The sequence below is a fragment of the Colwellia sp. MEBiC06753 genome (assembly GCF_053470325.1).
In genome coordinates this window covers 41,301-64,209 of the sequence record NZ_JBQMTM010000019.1, presented here as the reverse complement: position 1 = coordinate 64,209, position 22,909 = coordinate 41,301, and the positions used below count along the sequence as shown (strand labels likewise).

Genomic DNA, 22,909 nt, shown 5'->3' with positions numbered 1-22,909 from the left:
CTTCTAAATATTATACTGACTCAAACTCAGGTAACTGTTTTGAAGTACTTTCTACTCTAAGTGCTTTTGCTGCAGAAACCATATTAATTAAAGCTGGTTCCGTTTCAGACCAAGAGCGCGTTTTTAACCCACAATCTGGGTTCACCCATAACCGCTCAGCTGGAATACTATGTTGGGCTTTGTTAAGCAATTGCTTTATCCAATCAATTTCAGGCACATTTGGCGAGTGAATATCATAAACACCTGGGCCCAAATCATTAGGGTAGTCTTGCTGTTCAAAACTATTAAGTAACGCCATATTTGAACGGGACGTTTCAATCGTCAATACATCAGCATCTAAAGCAATAATTGCCGGTAGAATTTCGTTAAATTCGGAATAGCACATATGGCTATGAATTTGTGTCGCAGCAGGCACATTAACACTACATAAACGGAAGGCTTTAGTTGCCCATTGGCAATATGCTGGCCACTGACTTGCTTTTAACGGCATTGCTTCTTTAATTGCAGGTTCATCTATTTGAATAATTCCAATGTTTTCAGCCACTAAAACATCAACTTCTGCCTGAATCGCCAGCGCTAACTGCAAAGCAACACGTTCACGGGCAATATCATCACGAATAAACGACCAAGATAATATAGTTACAGGACCCGTTAACATGGCTTTAACTGGTTTTTTAGTTAATGACTGGGCATATTTTATCCATTCAATGGTCATATTATGTGACCTGCTAACATCACCATAAATTATCGGCGGTTTAACACAACGAGAGCCATAGCTTTGTACCCACGCATATTCGGTAATTGCGCAACCATCTAACAGTTCGCCAAAATATTCCACCATATCATTGCGCTCAGGCTCTCCATGCACCAACACATCAAGCCCGATTTTTTCTTGTTGAGCGATGACATTGGCAATTTCTTCTTTGATTTGCCGTTGATAATCTTGCTGATCTAACAAACCTTTTTTTAGTTGCGCGCGTAATGTTCTAATGTTGCTAGTTTGCGGAAATGAGCCAATTGTTGTGGTTGGGAAAAGCGGCAGCTTTAATGTTTGTTGCTGAATATTTTTACGCTCAGTAAAGCCTTGGCTGCGATAGCCATCTTGCCCAGCTAGTTGTTCAATTGCCTTGGCAACTTCAGGGTTGTTGCCTTTGGTTGAAACTAAGCGCTTAAGTACTTGCGCTGAATATCGGGTTATTTGTTCGCTACACTCACTTAAAAGCGCCTGTTTTAACAACACAAGTTCATCACATTTTTGCTGTGCAAAAGCTAACCAAGATTTAATTTCTGGATCTAAACTTTGTTCAAGTGTAACGTCATACGGCACATGCAATAACGAACAGCTAGGTGCCAACCACAATCGCTGATTTAGCTGACGATAAATGGGCTGTAACTTCTGATAGACCGACACTAAATCTGTTTTCCAAATATTACGACCATCTATTACCCCAAGCGAAATCACCCAGTGTTCAGGTAACTGCGCAATTACAGTTTGCCAATCAAATGGCACAGTAACTGTGTCTAAATGAATTCCATCTAGCGGTAACTTAGCAATAACGTCAAGTTGGTGGCTGACTGAACCAAAATATGTAGCGAGTAAGATCTTACTTTGCGACAGTGATAATGATTGATAACTATCAATAAACGCTTGTCGCCATTGTTTATCCAGCTCTAACACCAAAATAGGCTCATCAATTTGCAACCACTGACAGCCAGCCGATTGAATAGCTGAGATCAATTCTTGATAGGCCTCTAACAAGCCAGGTAAACACGCTAACTTATCTTGTCCCTGATATTCACTTAAATACAGGTAAGTTAACGGCCCAACAATAACTGGCTTTATTTCCTTTCCTAAACGCTGAGCTTCCGCTATTTGTTCAAGGTAATGACTTGGATCTACTACATAATCAATTGTTTCGTTAAGCTCAGGTACTAAATAATGGTAATTGGTATCAAACCATTTCGTCATATCACTAGCCGCGCAGCTGTGACAAGCGTTGTCACTGCCTCTAGCAATGGCAAATTCTAACGCTAACTTATCAGAGATAGCCCCAAAGCGTTTAGGTATGACCCCTAACGCTAAACTAGCAGTGAGTATGTGATCATAGTGAACAAAATCACCTGCTGGTAACAAATCCAGACCTGCATCGGCCTGCAACTGCCAGTGTTGCTGGCGTAAGCGTTGAGCCGAATTCAAGAATTGCTCTTCAGTAATTTTGTTTTGCCAAAATTTTTCCAAGGCAAATTTTAATTCGCGATGTTTACCTATACGAGGAAACCCTAAATTATGAATTTTCATGTGTTCTCCAAAAAAGAATATAGACGTCTAGATGTTTAGGTGTTTATAATCTGGATTTCTCAGGAAAATCACAATCGCAGGATTTTCAACTTGTGTTGAAGGAATTTCATCATGTTAGAAATAAAGCATCTACGCACCTTATTGTCATTACATGAACAAGGCAGTTTAACCAAGGCAGCTTTGGCACTTTCTACTAGCCAATCGGCGTTATCTCACCAAATAAAAGAACTTGAAAGTAAACTTGCTGGACCTGTCTATCTTAGAAAAAGCCAGCCATTAACCTTCACTGATAATGGTCTAAAAATTATTGAGTTAGCTAAAAATGTTTTACCGAAAATAGAACAGACGGTTAACCAGCTAACACCTGAAAAAGCCCGTTCAAACTATTCAATAGGATTTGCATGTCATGCATGCTTTCAGTGGGTTGTGCCAATTATTCAAATGGTAGAGCAAGAAAGTCCTACTACAGTTTTTGATTATCATGGCGAGCAATTTTCAGATTGCTTAAGTTTAGATTTGTTATTTAGTGATGATAAACCAAGCCATTGTAAATACCATTATGCCGAGCTTGGGCAATTTGAGCAGGTACTTACTGTCAATAAAAGCCACCCACTCGCACACCATTCACAGATAATCCCTGAGGATTTAGCCAATGAGACTTTGTTAACCTATCCATTACCGGCACATCAGCTGGATGCCTTTCGTCGATTTCTGAGCCCAGCAAAGATCTCGCCCAAACACCTTCGCTCCGTTAGCAATACCTTAACGATGTTGCAAATGGTCAATGCCAATTATGGTGTAGCTATCATGCCAAACTGGCTAATTAATAACTCACAGCACAGTGAAATAACGACAATTTCTTTAGGTCCTAAACCTTTGCTTAAAAAACTGTATATAAGGATAAAGCCAGCCATAGCCCATCACTTTGCCATTAAGCAGTTAATCCATGCATCTCAACAAAAATTTAATCAATTGCTGGCTAGCTAATATGTTTAGCCCGTTACTTTGAACGCTGAAACTGGCAAGATGAAATCTCCCTTTGCGAATGAAAACATGGAGGCAGCATGTGGTTCCAAACCGAGATAACCTTAGCAAAGCACCATCGAGGCTTTCACCTGATCACTGATAAAGTACTGCGCGAATTGCCACAAATAACACAAATTAATTGCGGCCTATTACACTTATTTATTAAGCATTCTTCGGCTTCACTCACCATCAATGAAAATGCGGATCCCACTGTACGGGTTGATATGGAGTCGCATTTTAATCACTTTGTTCCAGAGCGTGCTCCATATTATCGCCATACCTATGAAGGTGATGATGATATGCCGGCACATATTAAAGCCAGCATTTTAGGCAGTAGTGTCAGTGTTCCTATTACCAATGGCCGATTAAATTTAGGTACTTGGCAAGGTATTTACCTTGGTGAACATCGAGATTATGGCGGTGTAAGAACAGTAGTTGCCACCATCAATGGCGAATAGGATACGTTAAGTTTGATCTTAAGAAGAAATAGTCATATTGACACGACGGGTAATATTACACAGTAACTCATAAGGGATAGTCGTTGCCCATTTAGCAACTTCTTCAATGGCTAGCCCTTCACCCCAAAGTATCGCGACATCGCCAATGTCATCATTACTTTGGGCACCTAAATCAACCGTGATCATATCCATGGAAACCCGTCCCACCAATGGCACACGTCTATTGTTGATTAACACAGGCGTACCATTAGTAGCATGTCTTGGGTAGCCATCGCCATAACCAATAGCAACAACGCCAATATACGTATCATGCGGGGCAACCCAAGCGGCGCCATAGCCAACTGCTTCCCCTTGTTTGATAAAGCGTTTGGCGATTAAACTAGACTGTAATGTCATCACTGGCTTGATATCTGGCACGTTATCATCAGTAGCATCAACGGTTGCCATTGGGTTTACGCCATACATTAATAAACCGGGCCTTACCCATTGATAGTGACAAGTAGGCCACTGATATACGCCAGCAGAGTTTGCCATCGACATTTCATCAACCAGTGTATCAGTTAACTGTTCAAATAAGCTAATTTGCTCAATGGTGGCATGGCTTTGGCTATCATCAGCACACGCTAAGTGGCTCATTAATACTAAATCATTGTGAACATTGGCTGATTGCTTTAACGCCTGATAGAAATCATTGAACTGCTGTGGATCAACACCCAACCGATGCATACCCGTATCAACTTTAAGCCATACCTTAATTGGTGTTGTTAAGTCGGCTTTTAATAATGCATCTAATTGTTGTTGATTATGAATTACCGTTTGTAAATTATTGACTACCAATACCGGCAACTCTTGTTCGCTGAAAAAACCTTCCATTAACACTATTGGTTTGATCACGCCACAAGCGCGCAATGCAAGCGCCTCATCAAGGCGAGCAACACCAAAGGCATCAACAGCTTGATCGGCCAATGCACTAGCAATTCGCTCAAGACCATGACCATAGGCATTGGCTTTAAGCACCGCCATTATTTTGCTATCAGGAGCTAATTGATGAATTTGCTGAACGTTATGAGCCAACGCTTGTAAATTAATGGCCGCAGTAGCGGTACGAACTGTCATTAAATATTAGTCTTCTTCTAAGACATGCGGACCCGCGTAATTATCAAAGCGCGACCACTGACCGTTAAAGGTTAACGGTACGCGACCAATCGGGCCATTACGCTGTTTACCAATAATAATTTCTGCCATGCCTTTAAATTCAGAATCATCGTGATAAACCTCATCACGATAGATAAACATAATTAAATCGGCATCTTGCTCAATAGAGCCTGACTCCCTTAAATCCGAGTTTACTGGGCGTTTATCAGAACGTTGCTCCAAGCTACGGTTAAGCTGAGAAAGTGCAACGACGGGAATTTGTAACTCCTTCGCTAATGCCTTTAATGAACGGGAGATTTCGGCAATTTCTAACGTACGGTTATCTGCAAATTGCGGCGCTCGCATTAATTGCAGGTAATCCACCATAATCATACTTAAGCCGCCATGATCACGAGCAATACGACGGGCTCGAGAACGTACTTCCGTTGGCGTTAAGCCGGCAGCATCATCAATAAACATTTTTCCTTGTTCGATCATGGTGCCCATGGTGGTTGATAATCGCGCCCAATCCTCATCATCAAGCTGACCGGTACGAATTTTGGTTTGATCAATACGGCCAAGGGATGCCAACATCCTCATCATAATTTGTTCTGAAGGCATCTCTAAGCTGAAAATTAGCGCCGGTTTATCTTCATTCATCGCTGCATGTTCAGCTAAGTTCATGGCAAAGGTAGTTTTACCCATTGATGGACGAGCAGCAACAATAATTAAGTCTGATGGCTGTAAGCCTGCGGTCATTTTATCTAAGTCAGCAAAGCCAGTAGACACGCCGGTAACGCCATCATGGGGCTGTTGATACAGTTTTTCGATGCGATCAACGGTTTTTTCTAACACCGTATGAATATTTTCTGGGCCTTCCGATTTATTGGCGCGAGCTTCGGCAATTTGGAAGACCTTAGTTTCGGCAAAATCAAGCAGCTCCGCGCTGTTGCGACCTTGAGTATCATAACCCGCTTCAGCAATTTCATTAGCGACACTGATCATTTCGCGGGTAACTGCTCGCTCACGGACGATAGTGGCGTAAGCTGTAATGTTGGCGGCACTTGGCGTATTGCGAATCATTTCAGCGATATAAACAAAACCGCCAACATCTTCTAATTTTTGATCGTTTTCTAGTGCTTGGGTTAAGGTAACCAGATCAACGGGTCCACCTTCTTCAATTAAAGCACCAATAGTTTCAAATATAATGCGATGACCACGGCTATAGAAGTCTTGTGCAACAACGCGTTCGCTAACGCGATCATAGGTTTCATTATCAAGTAACAAACCACCTAACACAGATTGTTCGGCTTCAAGTGAATGTGGCGGCATTTTCAATGCGTCAATTTGCGCATCTTTATTGTCTTTCTTACCTTTTGTATATTTGCCTGGCGTAGATTCGGCCATGATGACTACCTAAGTACGCGAAAAAGCAGCGCAAGCGCTACTTTTTCTTCTATTGCTAAGAGTATTGCTAAGATTGCTTATGCTATCAAAAGGTTTTGATAAAAGCAGCTATTAACGCGCAGTCACCTTAATTTCACCACTAACTACACTACCACGTACCGTTGCGGTTCCACTACCAGCAACAAAATCTAATTCAGAGCTTGGGCCGTATTTAGCACGTGTTGCTTTGTCACGAGTAATGCGATTAACAATATCGCCGCCAGCACTCGCATTTAAGCGAAAATCGGCATTAACACCATCCTGAAATTCTAATGCAATATCTGAACTTACCCCCGACATTTTCACTTCGCCATGGTCAAGCAAAGTAAGTGAACCTTTTACATTGCCGCTAACATTAGAAATCATTAAGTCATCTACTTCATTCAAGCGAAAGTCAATATCGCCAGATACCGCGCCTAATGACACTTCTCGGGCTTGTGAATGAGTTTTAATCTCGCCACTGACCACTTTAAGCTTTAATCGACCTGATGAGTTTTTATCATCAATATCGCCGCTCACCGTTGATAATCTTACTTTGCCTGACAAATTATTGGTGTCGATATCACCACTAACGGTATTAAAATTAATTGACTCTGTTACGTTAGTCGCATTGATATTGCCACTGACGGTTTTTACTTCAGCGCTGCCATTTAAATTAGTAACCATTACATCAGCAGAGATACTTTCAAAATTCATCCGCACATTTTTCGGCATAGTTACCGTAAAATGCGAACCATCTCGGTTATTACTGCCGTGATACTTATGGCTTTCATAATCCACTTTAATCAACACCATATTGCCACTGCGTTCAAAAACAAACTTTTTCGCATGCTCGCCAAGCTCACCAACTGCAGTAATTTCATTATTATCTGAGCCATTGATGGTGACGCTACCGCGAATATTTTCAATGTTAATCACCGAAACGTCAGACGCTGACATTTGTTCATCTATCACTTCACCCGCCCAAAGGTTTGAAACAAATCCTGTTGTTAGTAAAGCGAATAATATTGGAATGCTTTTCATATATACCTCTTTTTGCACTTCATTAATCTGTTTGCCATTCATCTGGTTTGTCACTTAAATTGTTTGCCATTTAGGTGCATACAAACGTTTAATGAGCTCTAGTTCCTGTTGCTGCGTCCACTGCAATAAGTTAATTAAATCTGTATTGTTTTCATCGTTTTCTAATGCTGCGGTAATCGATGCTCTAGCTTGAGCAAGTTTGGCTAACTCTTCCTGCATATCTGCTGGTAATTGAGTTAAATCAGGCTGACCATAACTGGTTAGCATCAATTGCTTTTGCTGCTTAAAATCTTGATTAAGCGCAGCAACTAAAGATGGTTGTGCAGTGCTCACATCTGTGGGCGCAATATTCACCCAAGTTAACATAACCGCCGCAACAATTGATGCCGCCCAAGCAACTGGATAAACCACATCTTTGGTTTTTATAGCTTGAGTGTCGGTATCATTAATCGCTTTTTCAATGCCAGTCCAAAGTTCACGCTCTGGTGAAATCTCTTTTGGCAGCTCTGCTATTTTTTGCTGTAGCTGTTCATTTGAAATTGCCATAATTTATGCCTCCAGCCACTCTTGTAATAAACTCTTTGCCCGATGATATTGGGATTTGCTTGAACCCACCGCCATATTTAACATCTTGCTAATTTCCTCATGCCGATAGCCTTCAACCGCAAACAACACAAATACCAATCGCGCTCTTTCAGGTAATCTTAGAATATGTTTATCAAGCTCTGAAACTTCAGGCATATCACAACTGCCCTCTTCCATGACCTGATCCTCAATACTAAATACTCGCTGCAACCAGTTTTTTTGCTTGCGTAAATGGCTTAAAACAATGTTAGTTGTAACACTGTGCAGCCAGGTACTAAATTTACTATTACCTTGAAAGCTTGCTAGCTTCTGCCAAACCTGAACAAATACTTCTTGGCACACATCTTCAGCACTTTCCTTGTCCGCCAACATCCGCCAGCATAAACCGTATACCCGCCGATGATGCAGTTCATAAAGTTGATAAAAAGCTTGCTGATCACCCGACTTAGCTTGATTAATCAGCTTGCACTCTTCATCTTGTTTAAAGCGATCTTCCGCTTGTATAACTTGATGACTATCCAATGATTTTTTCTCTTTTTACATTTACTTTTTAACGATGCTATTCGTTGTTTATTAGATTAGATGCAGTATGACGAAAAAGGGTTTAAATGAAAGGGAAAATTTTTTTTAGCAAAGCAGTAAAAAGCAAATTTAAGGCACAAAAAAAGCGCCATAAGGCGCTTTTCTTTTATAAGAAGTATTAAACTACTTCTTACCAAGCATACCGAAACGCTTGTTGAATTTGTCAACGCGACCACCAGTTTCAGCAGCTTTTTGCTTACCTGTGTAGAACGGGTGACACTCAGAACATACGTCTAAGTGAAGATCTTTTGCGCGTGTAGAGCGAGTAACGATAACGTTACCACAAGAACAATGAGCCTTGATCTCTACGTAATTAGGATGAATACCTTCTTTCATGGGAAACCTCTGTATAGGCCGTATCGCCACTTAGTCAGCTTAAATTTACCGCTAAGCACCATACGAGTTAAAATTAATGGTGGCGAATTGTATTGGATCCTTCAACTAACTTCAACAAAATTAAACGATAATTGCTAAAAAAATAGCCAACAACTATTTTTTGAAAATTTTCCGCCAACAAAGCTTGGCACTAGTAGCTTGCTCGGGTCACAATAACTGGAAAATAATCGAATTAAATTAGTCATTAGTGTATATCGAAGTCGCTCTGCCTGTGCCGATGAGGCAATTATTTACTTACAGCGTACCTGAGCCGTTAAACTCACCGAGTTTAGCCGTTGGAGAACGCGTAAGTGTCTCGTTTGCCGGACGCGAATTAATAGGTACAGTAGTTAAGGTAAATACGACAGCGACACTGGCTGCGGAAAAAATTAAGCCGATAACCGCAAAAGTCACCGATAAATACCCTACTCCCGCGTCATTAATGACATTTTTAACCACGTTAAGCCAATACTACCATCATCCATTAGGCGACATTTGCCAACAAGCACTGCCTGTGCTGCTGCGCCAAATACAGCAGCCAGATTTAACCTTTCAAAGCCGATGGTTTTTGAGTGATCCCGATATTGACTTGGCACTGTCGAAAGTTGCCACTAACGCCAAAAAGCAACGAGACTTGCTTCAATTCTTAAATCATAGTCAAGGTAGTAGCTGGCCGGAACTTAGAACGCTGGGTTTTACCAAAAGCCAACTTAATGCATTAATTGATAAAGGCTTGATTGCTGAAAAAGAAATTATTCCGACAGCATTTACTTGGCAACAACAGCAGTTAATCACCGAAAACCGTTTAACATTATCGGCTGAGCAAGCAATTATTGTCTCTGCGGTAAATCAAAGTGCTCAGCAGTTCTCTTGCCACCTAATAGACGGCATTACTGGCAGTGGAAAAACCGAAGTGTATTTGCAAGCCATGGAGCAAGTGCTAGCGGCTAATCAGCAAGTGTTAGTGATAGTGCCAGAAATTGGCCTAACCCCGCAAACCTTGATGCGCTTTGAACAACGTTTTGATGTGCCAATTTACCTTCATCATTCTGGGTTAAACGATAAAGAACGGCTTGATACTTGGCGCGCTGCTTATCTCGGTCATGCCGCTATTATTATCGGTACGCGTTCAGCCATATTTACCCCAGCACCTAACTTAGGGTTGATTATTGTTGATGAAGAGCATGACAACTCTTTAAAGCAACAAGACAGTTTCCGATATCATGGCCGCGACTGCGCGATATTGCGTGCGCGCCAATTAAATATTCCCATAGTCCTTGGCAGTGCAACCCCGAGTTTAGAATCACTACAAAATGCACTTTCAGGTAAATACCATTACCACCAATTAACCAAACGCGCGGGTAACAGCATTCAGGCCAAGTTGGCACTGGTTGATGTTAATCAAGAACAAATGGTTAACGGCATAACGGCTTCAGTTAAACAAGCGATGAGTGAAACCTTAGCACGACAAGAACAAGTATTAGTGTTTCTTAATCGTCGTGGCTTTGCGCCGGCTATTAACTGTAAAGAATGTCATTGGGTTGCCGATTGTCAACGCTGTAATAAACCCTTTACTTTCCACCAAAAAGATCAACTATTGGTTTGTCATCATTGTGGTAGCCAAAAACGCATCATCAAGCAATGCCAACAATGTGGTAGCACGCGGTTATCTCCAGTAGGTCAAGGTACCGAGCAGTTAGAGCAACACTTAGCCGAGTGGTTTTCGGATAAAAAAGTGGTGCGAATTGATAGAGACTCAACACGTCGCAAAGGTGAGCTCACTAAATTACTACAAGCAATCAATAATAAAGAATACGATATTTTATTAGGCACCCAGATGTTAGCCAAAGGCCATCATTTTCCTGACGTTACTTTAGTGGTAATTTTAGATGTTGATGGTGCCTTATTTAGTTTTGATTTTCGCGCTCCCGAACAAATGGCACAGCTATTAGTGCAAGTTGCTGGCCGCGCAGGTCGCGCCAGTAAACCTGGTAAGGTGCTCATTCAAAGCCAATATCCACAGCATCCACTGCTGCAAGATTTAGTGAATAATGGCTATCAACACTTTGCTCGGCAAGCATTGGGTGAACGACAATTTGCTCAATTACCCCCTTTTAGCCACCAAGTGCTTATTCGAGCGGAAGCCAATTATCCTTCTTATCCAATGAAAATATTATCGGCAGTGAGTCAACTAGCCTTCGACCATTGTCAGTTTGTTGGGCCATTACCTGCGGCAATGGAGAAAAAGGCCGGTAAATTTAGGTACCACCTGATTATTCAAAGTCACAACAGGAAAGCGCTGCACAGTGCGATGTTAGCCATTGTTGAACATATTCAACAACATGAACTGGTAAATAAAGTGCGCTGGTCGATTGATGTCGACCCAAGCGATTTTAGTTGGTAATACAGCTGGTGATATCCGCAAATATCAATAGCACTTTAGGGTTTTAATTTTAGTAAGTTCCGTTACAATAGCGAAAAAATCTACCCCGTGAATTATTACCTTATGGCGCCAACGGATTACGTTTCTCGCTCAGGCAACAAAAAGAAAAGTCCTTACAAAAAGAATCAACCGCAACCTACAGGCATCTCAATGAAGGCCAAATTAGTTGGCATTATTACCTTGTTCGCTATCATAGGTGCCGGCTATTTCTTATGGTTTTTAAAAAGTGTTGAACCGATTCAAGCACCTGTTGCTCCGCCAAAGAACACGGTTAAGCAAAATAACGAATTACCTGCGCCACCCGATGAAAAATGGGACTACATTGATCAGCTTAAACAAGGCAAAGAAATTGAAGGTGGTCATTACGAAGTCGAAAATAAAGGGCCATATAAAATGCAATGTGGCTCTTTTAGAACCCGTGAACAAGCTGAAACGATGAAGGCACAAATTGCCTTTAGCGGTTTAGTGGCACAAATAAGCGAAAGTAATGGCAGTAATGGGACTTGGTATAAAGTCGCGTTGGGTCCTTACCCGAAAAAACGTTCAGCCGAGAAAGATAAGCACATTCTTAAGCGCAATAACATCATGACTTGCCAGATTTGGTTATGGAATTAAAGCAAAGCTGGCACGAATTTCCTTTCCTCTCTTGAAATATCTAAATACACACCCATCTTAGATTCATGTAATAAATGCTGCTCGCTAATAGAGCAGCCTTAGGTTTGAGGTGTAGTGTGACTACAATTGTATCTGTAAGACGTAACGGTAAAGTTGCCATTGGCGGTGACGGCCAAGTTTCTTTAGGCAATACCGTAATGAAAGGCAATGCTCGTAAAGTACGCCGTTTATATCATGACAAAGTACTCGCTGGCTTTGCTGGTGGTACCGCTGACGCGTTTACATTATTTGAGCGCTTTGAAAGCAAACTTGAAATGCATCAAGGTCATTTAACTAAATCTGCGGTTGAATTAGCCAAAGACTGGCGCAGCGATCGCGCCCTGCGCAAATTGGAAGCCATGCTGGTAGTAGCCGATGAAACTGCATCACTAATTATCACAGGTAATGGCGATGTTGTTCAGCCTGAACATGATTTAATTGCTATTGGCAGTGGCGGTAATTATGCACAAGCTGCTGCGCTTGCCTTATTAGAAAATACCGAATTATCTGCGCGTGAAATTGTCGAAAAATCGTTAACTATTGCTGGTGACATCTGTGTATTCACCAACCAGCAACAAACTATCGACGAATTATAAGCCGCTAAGTTAAGAAGCTACGTATTAAGGAATTCCCATGTCGAATATGACCCCACGTGAAATTGTGCACGAACTCGATAGCCACATCGTTGGCCAGGCAGATGCAAAACGCGCCGTAGCAATTGCGTTAAGAAACCGCTGGCGCCGTATGCAGCTTAACGATGAGTTGCGCGCTGAAGTTACGCCAAAAAATATTTTAATGATTGGTCCAACCGGTGTTGGTAAAACCGAAATTGCTCGCCGCCTAGCAAAACTGGCGAATGCGCCATTTATCAAAGTAGAAGCGACCAAGTTCACCGAGGTCGGCTATGTTGGTAAAGAAGTTGAAACCATTATTCGTGACTTAACGGATATGGCGATCAAAATGACCAAAGAGCAGGAAATGGCTCGCGTTCAACATTTAGCGGAAGAAGCCGCAGAAGAGCGTATTCTCGATGTGTTACTGCCAAATCCGCGTGATACCTTTGGTAATGATGAAACGGCTGAAAACTCTAGTACTCGTCAAGTTTTCCGTAAAAAGCTACGCGAAGGCCAATTAGACGACAAAGAAGTGGAAATTGATATTACCGCAGCCCCTGTTGGCGTTGAAATTATGGCACCTCCTGGCATGGAAGACATGACTTCGCAATTGCAAAGTATGTTCCAAAATATGTCGGGCGAAAAAACAAAGAAACGCAAACTCAAAATTAAAGATGCGCTTAAAGCCTTGCAAGAAGAAGAGGCGGCAAAAATCGTTAATCAAGATGATATCAAAGTAAAAGCGCTTGAAGCTGTTGAGCAAAACGGCATTGTTTTTATTGATGAAATTGACAAAATTTGTAAGCGTGGCGACAGCTCTGGGCCAGATGTATCCCGTGAAGGTGTACAGCGAGACTTGTTACCATTAGTTGAAGGGTCAACGGTTAGCACAAAGCACGGTATGGTTAAAACCGATCATATTTTGTTTATCGCTTCTGGTGCCTTCCAAATGGCGAAACCTTCTGACTTAATTCCAGAATTACAAGGTCGTTTGCCTATTCGCGTTGAATTAAAAGCATTAACTACTGAAGACTTTGTTCGTATTTTAACTGAACCGAACGCGTCATTAACCGAGCAATATATCGCGTTAATGAAAACCGAAGGCGTTGATATTTCATTTAGTGAAGATGGTATTCGCGCCATAGCCAATGCTGCTTGGCAAGTCAATGAAAGCACTGAAAATATTGGTGCTCGTCGTTTGCACACTATGTTAGAACGTTTGATGGAAGAAATTTCATTTAGCGCCAATGATCGCAGTGGCGAAAGTATCGTTATTGATACTGCTTATGTCGAAAACACCTTGAACGAGCTAGTACAAGACGAAGACTTAAGCCGCTTTATTTTGTAATTATGAAAACCATTACTCAATTCACTATCGCTGAAAAAGGCCAACAGTTAATCATAACTGTTGGCCCAACGGCTAATGCGCCGTTAGTTGAGCAAGAAAACTGGGCATTTAATACCGAGTTTTTGCGGGTGGTCGCAATAGATGCTTCAGCAAAAGCCCCCGTGGCCACTCACAAAAAGTTAGTGAAATTGAGCTCTATAGAATCAGTCGGCAAACATGGTTTCCGACTGATTTTTGATGATGGCTTTAGCCAAATTTATTCTGTTGCAGATTTTAAATACCTTAACGAAAATCGCGATAGACTATGGCAGCAATACCTACAACAACTAGCCGCTAGCGGTCATTCCCGTGAAGCAACCATAGATATTAAACAGCTTTAACCACTGAACAACAAATTAACGGTTAAACTTAACGGTCAAGTATAACGGTCAAACCTTAAATCGACTGACTTCCGTTTTTAACACTTCTGCCTGCTGAGCTAGCTCTTCACTCATTTGAACATTTTGATGCGCCATCTGCCCGGATTGTTCAGCAACATCGCGAATAGAAACCACATGCTTGTTAACTTCTAAGGCAACTGCACTTTGTTGCTGAATAGCTGCAGCAATTGCCGTATTCATATCCATAATGGTCTCAACATCATGAGTAATTTCTTCTAGCATTTTACCAGCGACATCTGCTTTTGATGCACTTTCATCCCCCTGAACGCGGCAGCCTGCCATATGTTCAACAATTTGCTTGGTACGGTTTTGCAAGGTATGAATAATGGTTTCAATTTCTTGGGTTGAATCTTGAGTGCGACTGGCCAGCGTTCTGACTTCATCAGCAACCACAGCAAAACCGCGACCTTGTTCACCTGCCCTTGCCGCTTCAATGGCAGCATTAAGCGCTAGCAAATTGGTTTGTTCGGCAATACCGCGAATAACATCAAGTACTGAGCCTATAGTTTGGCTGTCTTTAGCCAACTCTTGCACCACTTGCTCAGAAGATATTAAATTTGATGATAACTGCTCTATTTGCGAAATGGTTTGGCCGACACCAGTTCTACCCTTTACTGCATTTTCATTAGTTGATTCAGCTTTACTAGCAGCTTCTTGGGTATTTTTAGCAATTTCATCTACTGTCGCCACCATTTCGGTAACGGCTGTCGCCACCATATCGGTTTCTTGAATTTGGGCATCAACGCCTTCAGTAGTTGCGTGAATGTTTTCTGTTACCTGATTAGTGGCGTCATTTAAGGTTTCGACCGAATGGTTTACTTCAATAATTAAGTTTCTAAAGCTAGCCATCATTTTGTCAAACACCACCGCCATTTTTCCTAGCTCATCTTTACCTGAGGTATCAATGGCAATAGTTAAATCATTGGTATCGGCAATGGCTAACATTGTATCTTGCAGCTTAGTAATTGAGATTAAAATGCTGCGCGCAATATAAACAGCAAAAGCAATGGCAATAACTAATACAACGAAAAAGATAACAAACGCCAAAATATCAACAAAGCGCGTATAGTCTTTTACTTGTTGCTCGCTAACGTTAATCATCTCAACTAACGTTTTATCAACTTGATGAATGATTTCGCGCATTTCACCCAAAATGCCTTCGGTTGGACTAAGTCCTAACTTCTTCTGCTCAGCAACGAGTGCTAAAAATGCTTGTTCATATTTATTTAATAGCTCGACAATTCCGCTGCGGCGTTCACTGTCTAAATCACTGGCCTGCACCGAAGAGATAAGTTTGGCAGTATTGGTCTGCAAACGCCCAATATATTTTTCGTCGAGCCTTAACATAAAGTCCTTTTCATTGCGCCTTAATTGCAACATGCCGCTAAGTAACTGGTAGTCATCTTCCCCAATCAAGGTTTCAACATCATGAACAGCACTTCGCAACTTGCCATATAAACCATCAGTCGGCGATAAACCAATGGCTTTTTGAGATTCAACCAAACGATTAAATGCTTGCTGATATTGTTGGGTGATTGTTTTTAGCGACGCGATTTCTGGTACCGTCAAGCCAACTTGTTCAAATGAGCTATTTAAGCGATTAATATGGCTATTTAACAACTTCATTTGCGCATCAAATTTATCAAAATAGGCGATATCTTTGCGTGCTAAAAAGTCTTTCTCATGGCGTCTTAACTGCAAAACTTCCGTTTCAACATTACCAATCTCCCTCGCCACTTCAATATTATCTTCCAGTGCCGTTACCGAAAAAAATAGCAAGAGCAGCATCAAGACCATACTGACCGCTAAAATTACTGTATTAAGGATTAGCTTTTGCTTAATTAACATCTAACACCCTTCCTGTTTAACATGTTGCTTACTAAAATTTAACCGTTTGATTAAATTCAGTATAGACAAGGATTTAAATAAAGAAACGCTTTGTTTTTATTGGCTAATAGGACGTTATGCCGATTTGCGTTTGAAATAGTTCACCAAAGATAACTCACTTATTGGTTTACTAATAAAGTAGCCTTGTACAGCGTCACAATTAAGCTTACGCAGGACATTTAGCTGGGTCTGGGTTTCAACCCCTTCGGCCAACACTCGTTTTCCTAGGCCGTGGGAAAGTTTGATCATCGAATCAACTATGGTCAAATCAGAGTCATTTTCTGCAACTTCCTGAATAAAGCTGCGATCAATTTTAATTTTATCTATTGGTAAGTTACGTAAATAGGCCAATGACGAGTAACCAGTACCAAAGTCATCAATTGATACCTTAATACCCATACTTTGCAACGTGACTATGGTATCCATCGCTGACTCAAGGTCGGTCATCACGACATTTTCAGTGATTTCCAATTCTAAATAGTTAGGAGGCACATCATATTTGAGCAATAGCGTTTGAATTTTGCCAACAAATAACGGGTCTTGAAATTCTACTGCGGTAATATTTACGGCCACAGTAACCCATTTCCGGTAATCATTGTGCCAACGTGAAATTGCTTGGCAGGCCTTATCAAGGACGTAGTTATCAAATTCACTATTGAGTGCTAATGCTTCAATATCATCGAGAAAGTTAGCCGGAGTTAAAAAGCCATCAACTGGATGATTCCAGCGAACAAGCGCTTCCACCCCTTCTAGTTTGTTGGTTAATAAGTTGAGTTGCGGCTGGAAATATAACTCAAACTCATCATTCTTCATCGCCAATTTCACCGACTTTTCCATTTCTAATAAGTGTCGGCCTTTCACTTGCATATCATGGCTAAACTGTTTGCTGGCTTCATTACGAGATTCCGCATGGAATAACGCTAAATTCGACAGCTGTAATAAACTTTCGGCATTGTCTGCATGTTCAGGGTACTGGCTATAGCCAATGCTACATTGCAACATAATTTCTTTATGCTCATAGATATACGGACGAGCGATTAATTCATGTAAATGTGACAATGCTTTAGTGATTTGTGCTTCATTACTGTACTCAAAAACATAAATAAAAGAGTCACCGCTTAGTCGACCAACAATACGTGGTTTAAATAAGCTTTCTTTTAAACGTGTAGCAATGACACCTAGAATATAATCGCCTGTTTTTAAACCGTAAGTATCATTTACGAATTTAAAGCGTTTGATATCCATAAGGAAAATGCACAGTTTATTGTTTCTGGCATCAGCATCAGCCATGGCCTCTGGCATTTTTTCCAATACTTGCTCGCGATTGAGTGAGCCAGTTAACGAGTCATGCTGACCTAAGTACTGTGCCTTATTTCGAGCTGTTACCGCGGCACTTCGTTCAGCGCCTTGCATCCAAATTAACATGCTAAAACCGATAACGGCATGCGACCCAATATCAAAATACACGACAAATCGTTGCACTTGGTTAAACCAAGGTTCGGTTAAGGCTAATGTCGAAAACATCGAAAATAGAAAATAGCGAGCACCAAAGGTACTGCATAAAATCATCATAATACGATTAGAGAAATGTTTAGATTGCGCGCGATATAAAGCATAGGCAATAGCAAAATACATTATGGCGAAGATGAACGCTGGTAGCGTTTCTCGCATAAAGAAACGATCATAAAGATGCGCATCAGTAAAAGCGAACATCGATGTTAATAGCCAGGCAACCGAAATTAATAGTCCTGTAACTAGTGCTAAGGTTCTTCGCTGAAACCTTACTTTAGTTTGGGCAGAATAAAGTCCCCCGGCAAATAGACCAACAAAGACAAAATAACTGCTTTGGTATAGTGCTTCTAAAATATATTGATAAAGATGAGTTTCGGGTAATAAAGCGTTATACGCTTTGAACGCTTGAAACAATTGGCTAGCTGCAAGTGCCGAAAGGCTTAACAACCAATATTTGACATATTGACGACCAAACCCGCGATAAAATCGCCAAAGAAAAAAGGTTAATGTGCCGTAAACAATAGCGTTTGTTAAATATAAAAATGTATTAGCGAGTAATTGTTCGCTCATGAACGCCTTGGCACGTTGAAAATTCAGTTAACTATTTAATAATGTTTTTCTTTTGATTTCAAGCAAGATAATTCAACATAAACAAGCGATTAATTAAATCCCTTGCTACAATGTCGCTATTCACTATAAGCGACGATTAATGCGTATTGACTATTGATGTACATTTTGCAGCAGTCAATTAGCTTTACTACACTATTTAAAGTAGTTAAAAGTACGGTAATGAATTGTCGCTCAATACAACATTCACTCAATACAACTAAGAGTAAAATCCATGGAATATAACACTTCAGAGTTATGTAATATTTATGCTGACCTTATTGATGTTTTAGAGCCTATTTTTTGTAACTATGGCGGCAGAACTTCATTTGGCGGAAAAGTTGTCACAGTAAAATGCTTTGAGAATAATGGATTGATTCGCAATATTTTAACCGAAGATGGCGAAGGTAAAGTATTAGTGATTGATGGCGGTGGTTCTACAAGACGCGCATTAATCGATATTGAAATTGCTGAGCTTGCCGCAAAAAATGGCTGGGAAGGTATCGTATGTTATGGCAGCGTACGCGATGTTGATTTAATTGAAGAGCTGGAGTTAGGTATTCAAGGGCTTGTCTCAATTCCTGTTGGAGCCTCTGATAGTGAAATCGGCGAAAGCGATCTTGCCATCAACTTTGCAGGCGTGACTTTCCTGCCTGATGATCATCTGTATGCCGATAACACTGGCATGATTTTATCTCCTGAACCTTTAGATATTGACTAGCGCGTACTGATTTTTGCTGTATGATTTTGCAGCAGTCAATTTAATCTATCGATTTGCTCAAAGAAAGCTAGTTGCTAGAGTTAGTCGCTAGCCAGTTAAATATCAATTGCCGAGCTGCGTGTATGCGCAGCCGGATAACGCTTAAACCACGACTCAATCCAATTATTTAATTCTTCAATATTAATTGCCGGTGTTAACACTTCGCCTTCAACAACTTTACATCCCATTACAGCCACGGCTTCAAGCGCTTCTTTCGTTTGAATATCGCTGGCTAAATAATTAAGTCCCATGGTACGTGCAAGGTTTATTAAAGAATTAACAATCGCTTTTTCGGCACTCCCCGATTCACTCATGCCTAAATAACTACAAGAAATTTTGACCTGATCAACTGAAAGTTTTCTGATATAGCGCAGCGATTCATAGCCGCCACTAAAATCATCAATACAAATAGCAACTTCCAAAGACTTTAAGTGTGCAATTAATTGCTTTGCCCGATCAACAGCTACCTGCATAACCGATTCACTCATTTGAATCATTAAATATTTCGGGGCAATTTGAAATTTAGCAATTTGCGCCTCAATAAAATCAACTAAGTCTGGTTCTAGTAAATCACTACTATTTAACTCTATACCTATCGACTGATAGACATTCAGCTGTTTTAATTCACTTAAGGTATGACATGCCTGCACTATTTGCTTTTTCGTCAGGTTATTTATTTCGCCACTTTGCTCAGCAAGCTCAATAAATTCAGCCGAATTAATTTTCCTGCCACCAAAATGCCACGTAGGAAACAACGTAAAGCCTTTAATTTGGCGACTATCAATATCGAATTGCGGTGAAACTTGCCAAACTAATTTATCGTTGTGAATATCTTGCTTTAATTGTTCCATTTTATGCAATTGCTGGTCGGTATATTGCGCTACTTTTCGATCAAATAGCGACCATAATGCCTGTAACTTTTCAGCAATAAATACCGCATCGCCAGCATGAGAAATCACTTCGGAAATTGAATGACCATGTTCATCGGTATAGGCGACGCCACACGCTAACTCAAAACGCAAAGAGAAACTTTTAAAACTCATTGCTGGTGGCACAGCACTAGCAAGTTGTTGGCAAAGGTGGTCTATAGCTACCTCTCGGCTATGCTCAAGTTTGCTCAAGTCCATTGCCAACATAAAATTTAAGCTAGGTAAGCGCGCTAATTTGGCATTAATATCGGAAAAATCAAAATTCATTAAGTAATCGAGTTTGCTTACTTCCCTCTTTAGGCAATACGCTAACTGCAATAACAAAATATCTGAATTTTGATGACCTAAGACTCGATTCACATGCTCAAAATTTTTCGGCTTAATAACAATAATCGCGTATTGATTTGACTTGCTTTGCTTCGCTAACTGCTCAAAACGCATAATTGCCTGCTGATAAGACGGTAAATTGGTTGCCGGATCATGAGTAAACGAAAATAATTGATCGGGGGTTAGTTGCTTACCCTGCTGTTCTTTATTGTCAGTAACAAGTTGATATAGTTTATGAATTAACTCCCAATTCCCATTAACTAAAGCAACAATAAAGCTGGTAATAAACGCGATAATTAGCCAATTTAAACCAACTTGAGCATTGAGATAGAAAAACATAATCGTGGCAAATGCCCCAACAACTAACCACTGTCCTACTAAACGGATAACATGTTGGGGTGCTATTTTTGCTAATAGTGCGATATGTACAGCGCCAGCAAATAAGATAATGCCGGTATATGTCAGCCAGCCAATATAAGCATCTAGGCTAGGTACCAGCCAAATTAATGCGACGTAAATAGCACTGGCCGCTGACAATAATTTAACTGCCAGTGAAATATGCGGGTAATAGTCACTTTCTTGGTCAATATAAAACAAGCTACTACTGGCTAGTGCCCACAGATACATAAAGCAAAGTGTAGTGGTAGCAAAAGTGAGTAACGCTGGCGCCTGATAGTTAACTAAATAGGTGATGCTATATAAAAAGCCTATCGCACTAAGCATTAACCCAGCAAAATACCACCAAGGATTGGGTACAATACGGTTAATTAATATAGAAATTAATAAGATAGGTAAGCTTAGACCTAGAACAAAGGCTATATTAAAATCGGCAAAAGAGAAGATTGTATCTTGCGCGGCGTAAACAGGCATTCCGGCGCTTGCTAATAAAGCCGCTATCACAAACCATTTAAAGGAAAAAAGGGAACGAAAACTAACCAACTCCATCTTCTGTAAATCCATAGCCCTGAATATTCAATAAGAGTAATCAATACAGGGCATTTTGTACAGATGTAGCCAGCTAGCAACACTTTAGCGAATAATGATTATTTATCAGTGCTTTTACCGTTAATATAGCTTTTACCATTAATATATAGGCTTGCTAGTGGGTTCACCCCAAACTGGTAACACAATTCGGCTGGTTGCTGAATTTTCCACAGCGCCAAGTCTGCGTCATAACCTACAGCAAGTTGCCCTTTGCAATCTGCCAAACCTAGTGCTTTTGCGCCGTGACAAGTTACACCCGCTAATGCTTCTGCAGGGGTTAATCTAAATAGCGTACAAGCCATATTAAGCATTAATTGCAATGAATTAATCGGTGATGAGCCAGGATTAGCGTCGGTGGCAATCGCCATTGGCACTTGATGCTTGCGCAATAGCTCAATTGGCGGCAGTTGAGTTTCACGTAGAAAATAAAACGCCCCTGGTAATAACACGGCAGTGGTACCATGCTCTGCCATGGCTTTAATGCCAGTCTCGTCTAAAAACTCTATATGATCAGATGATAACGCCTGATAATTCGCCGCTAATTCAGTACCACCTAGGTTTGATAGCTGCTCGGCATGCACTTTTACTGGCAAACCATGAGCTTTTGCCGCTACAAAAACCTGTTCAGTTTGCACTAAATTAAAGCCAATACCTTCACAAAATACATCTACCGCATCAGCAAGCTTAGCCTTGGCAATTGCCGGAATCATTTCATCACACACTAAGCTAATATACTCATCAGCACGATCTTTGTATTCAACAGGCAATGCATGAGCACCTAAAAACGTACGACGAATAGTAACCGGTACATGGTTTGCCAGCTCACCTGCTGCGTCGAGCATTTTTATTTCATTGGCAGTATCTAAACCATAACCTGATTTAATTTCAATGGTAGTTACGCCTTGGTTAAATAACGCATTTAAACGAGGCAATGCGCTCGCAACCAGCTCACCTTTAGAAGCACTGCGCGTTGCTGCTACTGTAGAAACAATTCCCCCACCCGCTTTAGCAATTTCCTCGTAACTCTTGCCCTGCAAGCGCATTTCAAATTCATTGGCACGATTACCGCCATAAACTAAGTGAGTATGACAATCGACCAAGCCCGGCGTCAGCCATTGCCCTTGACCATCAACTACTTCAACATCTGGGTGATAAGCAGGTAAATTTTGCTGTTTGCCAAGCCAAGCAATCTTGCCATCTTTTAGCGCCAGCGCGCCGTCAGTTATTTCGCCATAACTTTGGCCACCATCTGTCATCGTTGCTAAGTGAACATTTATAAAAAGTGTTTGCCATTGGCTGGTATCAATCATGGTGATGCTCAATCGTATTTTTACTGAATTTATTCGCAAAGCACGCGCGTTAAAAGTGATTTGCGACTATGGTGTTAATGGCTGCAATGTACTCGATTGCAAGCTTGATAGCAAGCTTGTATATACAACTATTGCTTTTGCTAATAAAACATGAGATTGTATATACA

19 protein-coding genes are annotated in these 22,909 nt (G+C 40.9%); 8 read left to right on the top strand and 11 right to left on the bottom strand.

What is annotated here, in order from left to right:
• Positions 1 to 10: 10 nt before the first annotated feature.
• A complete protein-coding gene (gene metE, locus ACOB82_RS14620; RefSeq protein ID WP_448213717.1) occupies positions 11 to 2,299 on the bottom strand; it encodes a 5-methyltetrahydropteroyltriglutamate--homocysteine S-methyltransferase in 2,289 nt (762 codons plus the stop codon).
• A 111-nt stretch (positions 2,300 to 2,410) separates the two neighbouring features.
• Between metE and ACOB82_RS14615 the strand changes: the two genes are divergently transcribed.
• Positions 2,411 to 3,286, top strand: a complete 876-nt coding sequence (locus ACOB82_RS14615) for a LysR substrate-binding domain-containing protein (RefSeq protein WP_448213716.1) — start codon at positions 2,411 to 2,413, stop codon at positions 3,284 to 3,286.
• A gap of 77 nt (positions 3,287 to 3,363) precedes the next feature.
• Positions 3,364 to 3,783, top strand: coding sequence for a secondary thiamine-phosphate synthase enzyme YjbQ (locus ACOB82_RS14610; RefSeq protein ID WP_448213715.1), 420 nt, complete (start codon positions 3,364 to 3,366; stop codon positions 3,781 to 3,783).
• Positions 3,784 to 3,801: 18 nt separating this feature from the next.
• Here the strand turns inward: ACOB82_RS14610 and alr are convergent, their stop codons facing one another.
• The 6 genes from alr to rpmE form a co-directional block, all read right to left on the bottom strand.
• The gene (gene alr / locus ACOB82_RS14605; protein WP_448213714.1) at positions 3,802 to 4,899 is read right to left on the bottom strand and encodes an alanine racemase; all 1,098 of its coding nucleotides are present in this window, start codon (positions 4,897 to 4,899) and stop codon (positions 3,802 to 3,804) included.
• Between the two features lie 6 nt (positions 4,900 to 4,905).
• Complete coding sequence (dnaB, locus tag ACOB82_RS14600; RefSeq protein WP_448213713.1) at positions 4,906 to 6,324, bottom strand: replicative DNA helicase; 1,419 nt, start codon at positions 6,322 to 6,324, stop codon at positions 4,906 to 4,908.
• A gap of 111 nt (positions 6,325 to 6,435) precedes the next feature.
• The gene (locus ACOB82_RS14595; protein ID WP_448213712.1) at positions 6,436 to 7,386 is read right to left on the bottom strand and encodes a DUF4097 family beta strand repeat-containing protein; all 951 of its coding nucleotides are present in this window, start codon (positions 7,384 to 7,386) and stop codon (positions 6,436 to 6,438) included.
• 54 nt (positions 7,387 to 7,440) lie between these two features.
• The gene (locus tag ACOB82_RS14590) at positions 7,441 to 7,932 is read right to left on the bottom strand and encodes a hypothetical protein (RefSeq protein ID WP_448213711.1); all 492 of its coding nucleotides are present in this window, start codon (positions 7,930 to 7,932) and stop codon (positions 7,441 to 7,443) included.
• Positions 7,933 to 7,935: 3 nt separating this feature from the next.
• Positions 7,936 to 8,493 carry an RNA polymerase sigma factor gene (locus tag ACOB82_RS14585; RefSeq protein ID WP_448213710.1) on the bottom strand — a complete coding sequence of 186 codons (558 nt, stop codon included), beginning with the start codon at positions 8,491 to 8,493 and terminating at the stop codon, positions 7,936 to 7,938.
• Between the two features lie 183 nt (positions 8,494 to 8,676).
• Complete coding sequence (gene rpmE / locus ACOB82_RS14580; protein ID WP_448213735.1) at positions 8,677 to 8,889, bottom strand: 50S ribosomal protein L31; 213 nt, start codon at positions 8,887 to 8,889, stop codon at positions 8,677 to 8,679.
• Between the two features lie 247 nt (positions 8,890 to 9,136).
• Between rpmE and priA the strand changes: the two genes are divergently transcribed.
• The 5 genes from priA (at position 9,137) to ACOB82_RS14555 (ending at position 14,367) form a co-directional block, all read left to right on the top strand.
• Positions 9,137 to 11,332 carry a primosomal protein N' gene (gene priA, locus ACOB82_RS14575; RefSeq protein WP_448213709.1) on the top strand — a complete coding sequence of 732 codons (2,196 nt, stop codon included), beginning with the start codon at positions 9,137 to 9,139 and terminating at the stop codon, positions 11,330 to 11,332.
• Positions 11,333 to 11,521: 189 nt separating this feature from the next.
• Positions 11,522 to 11,986 (top strand): SPOR domain-containing protein, encoded by a 465-nt coding sequence (locus tag ACOB82_RS14570; RefSeq protein ID WP_448213708.1) that lies wholly within the window; start codon positions 11,522 to 11,524, stop codon positions 11,984 to 11,986.
• 116 nt (positions 11,987 to 12,102) lie between these two features.
• Positions 12,103 to 12,621, top strand: coding sequence for an ATP-dependent protease subunit HslV (gene hslV, locus ACOB82_RS14565; protein ID WP_448213707.1), 519 nt, complete (start codon positions 12,103 to 12,105; stop codon positions 12,619 to 12,621).
• Between the two features lie 37 nt (positions 12,622 to 12,658).
• A complete protein-coding gene (gene hslU, locus ACOB82_RS14560) occupies positions 12,659 to 13,987 on the top strand; it encodes an HslU--HslV peptidase ATPase subunit (RefSeq protein ID WP_448213706.1) in 1,329 nt (442 codons plus the stop codon).
• 2 nt (positions 13,988 to 13,989) lie between these two features.
• A complete protein-coding gene (locus ACOB82_RS14555) occupies positions 13,990 to 14,367 on the top strand; it encodes a gamma-butyrobetaine hydroxylase-like domain-containing protein (RefSeq protein WP_448213705.1) in 378 nt (125 codons plus the stop codon).
• A gap of 48 nt (positions 14,368 to 14,415) precedes the next feature.
• Here the strand turns inward: ACOB82_RS14555 and ACOB82_RS14550 are convergent, their stop codons facing one another.
• Complete coding sequence (locus ACOB82_RS14550; protein ID WP_448213704.1) at positions 14,416 to 16,275, bottom strand: methyl-accepting chemotaxis protein; 1,860 nt, start codon at positions 16,273 to 16,275, stop codon at positions 14,416 to 14,418.
• 114 nt (positions 16,276 to 16,389) lie between these two features.
• Positions 16,390 to 18,396 carry a putative bifunctional diguanylate cyclase/phosphodiesterase gene (locus ACOB82_RS14545; protein WP_448213703.1) on the bottom strand — a complete coding sequence of 669 codons (2,007 nt, stop codon included), beginning with the start codon at positions 18,394 to 18,396 and terminating at the stop codon, positions 16,390 to 16,392.
• 271 nt (positions 18,397 to 18,667) lie between these two features.
• On the opposite strand from ACOB82_RS14545, the gene rraA reads away from it, so the two are divergent.
• Positions 18,668 to 19,153 (top strand): ribonuclease E activity regulator RraA, encoded by a 486-nt coding sequence (gene rraA, locus ACOB82_RS14540; RefSeq protein ID WP_448213702.1) that lies wholly within the window; start codon positions 18,668 to 18,670, stop codon positions 19,151 to 19,153.
• A gap of 95 nt (positions 19,154 to 19,248) precedes the next feature.
• On the opposite strand, the gene ACOB82_RS14535 is transcribed toward rraA, so the two are convergent.
• Together ACOB82_RS14535 and hutI are read right to left on the bottom strand one after the other, a co-directional pair.
• Positions 19,249 to 21,318, bottom strand: coding sequence for an EAL domain-containing protein (locus ACOB82_RS14535; protein WP_448213701.1), 2,070 nt, complete (start codon positions 21,316 to 21,318; stop codon positions 19,249 to 19,251).
• Between the two features lie 173 nt (positions 21,319 to 21,491).
• The gene (gene hutI / locus ACOB82_RS14530; RefSeq protein ID WP_448213700.1) at positions 21,492 to 22,742 is read right to left on the bottom strand and encodes an imidazolonepropionase; all 1,251 of its coding nucleotides are present in this window, start codon (positions 22,740 to 22,742) and stop codon (positions 21,492 to 21,494) included.
• Between the last annotated feature and the right edge of the window lie 167 nt (positions 22,743 to 22,909).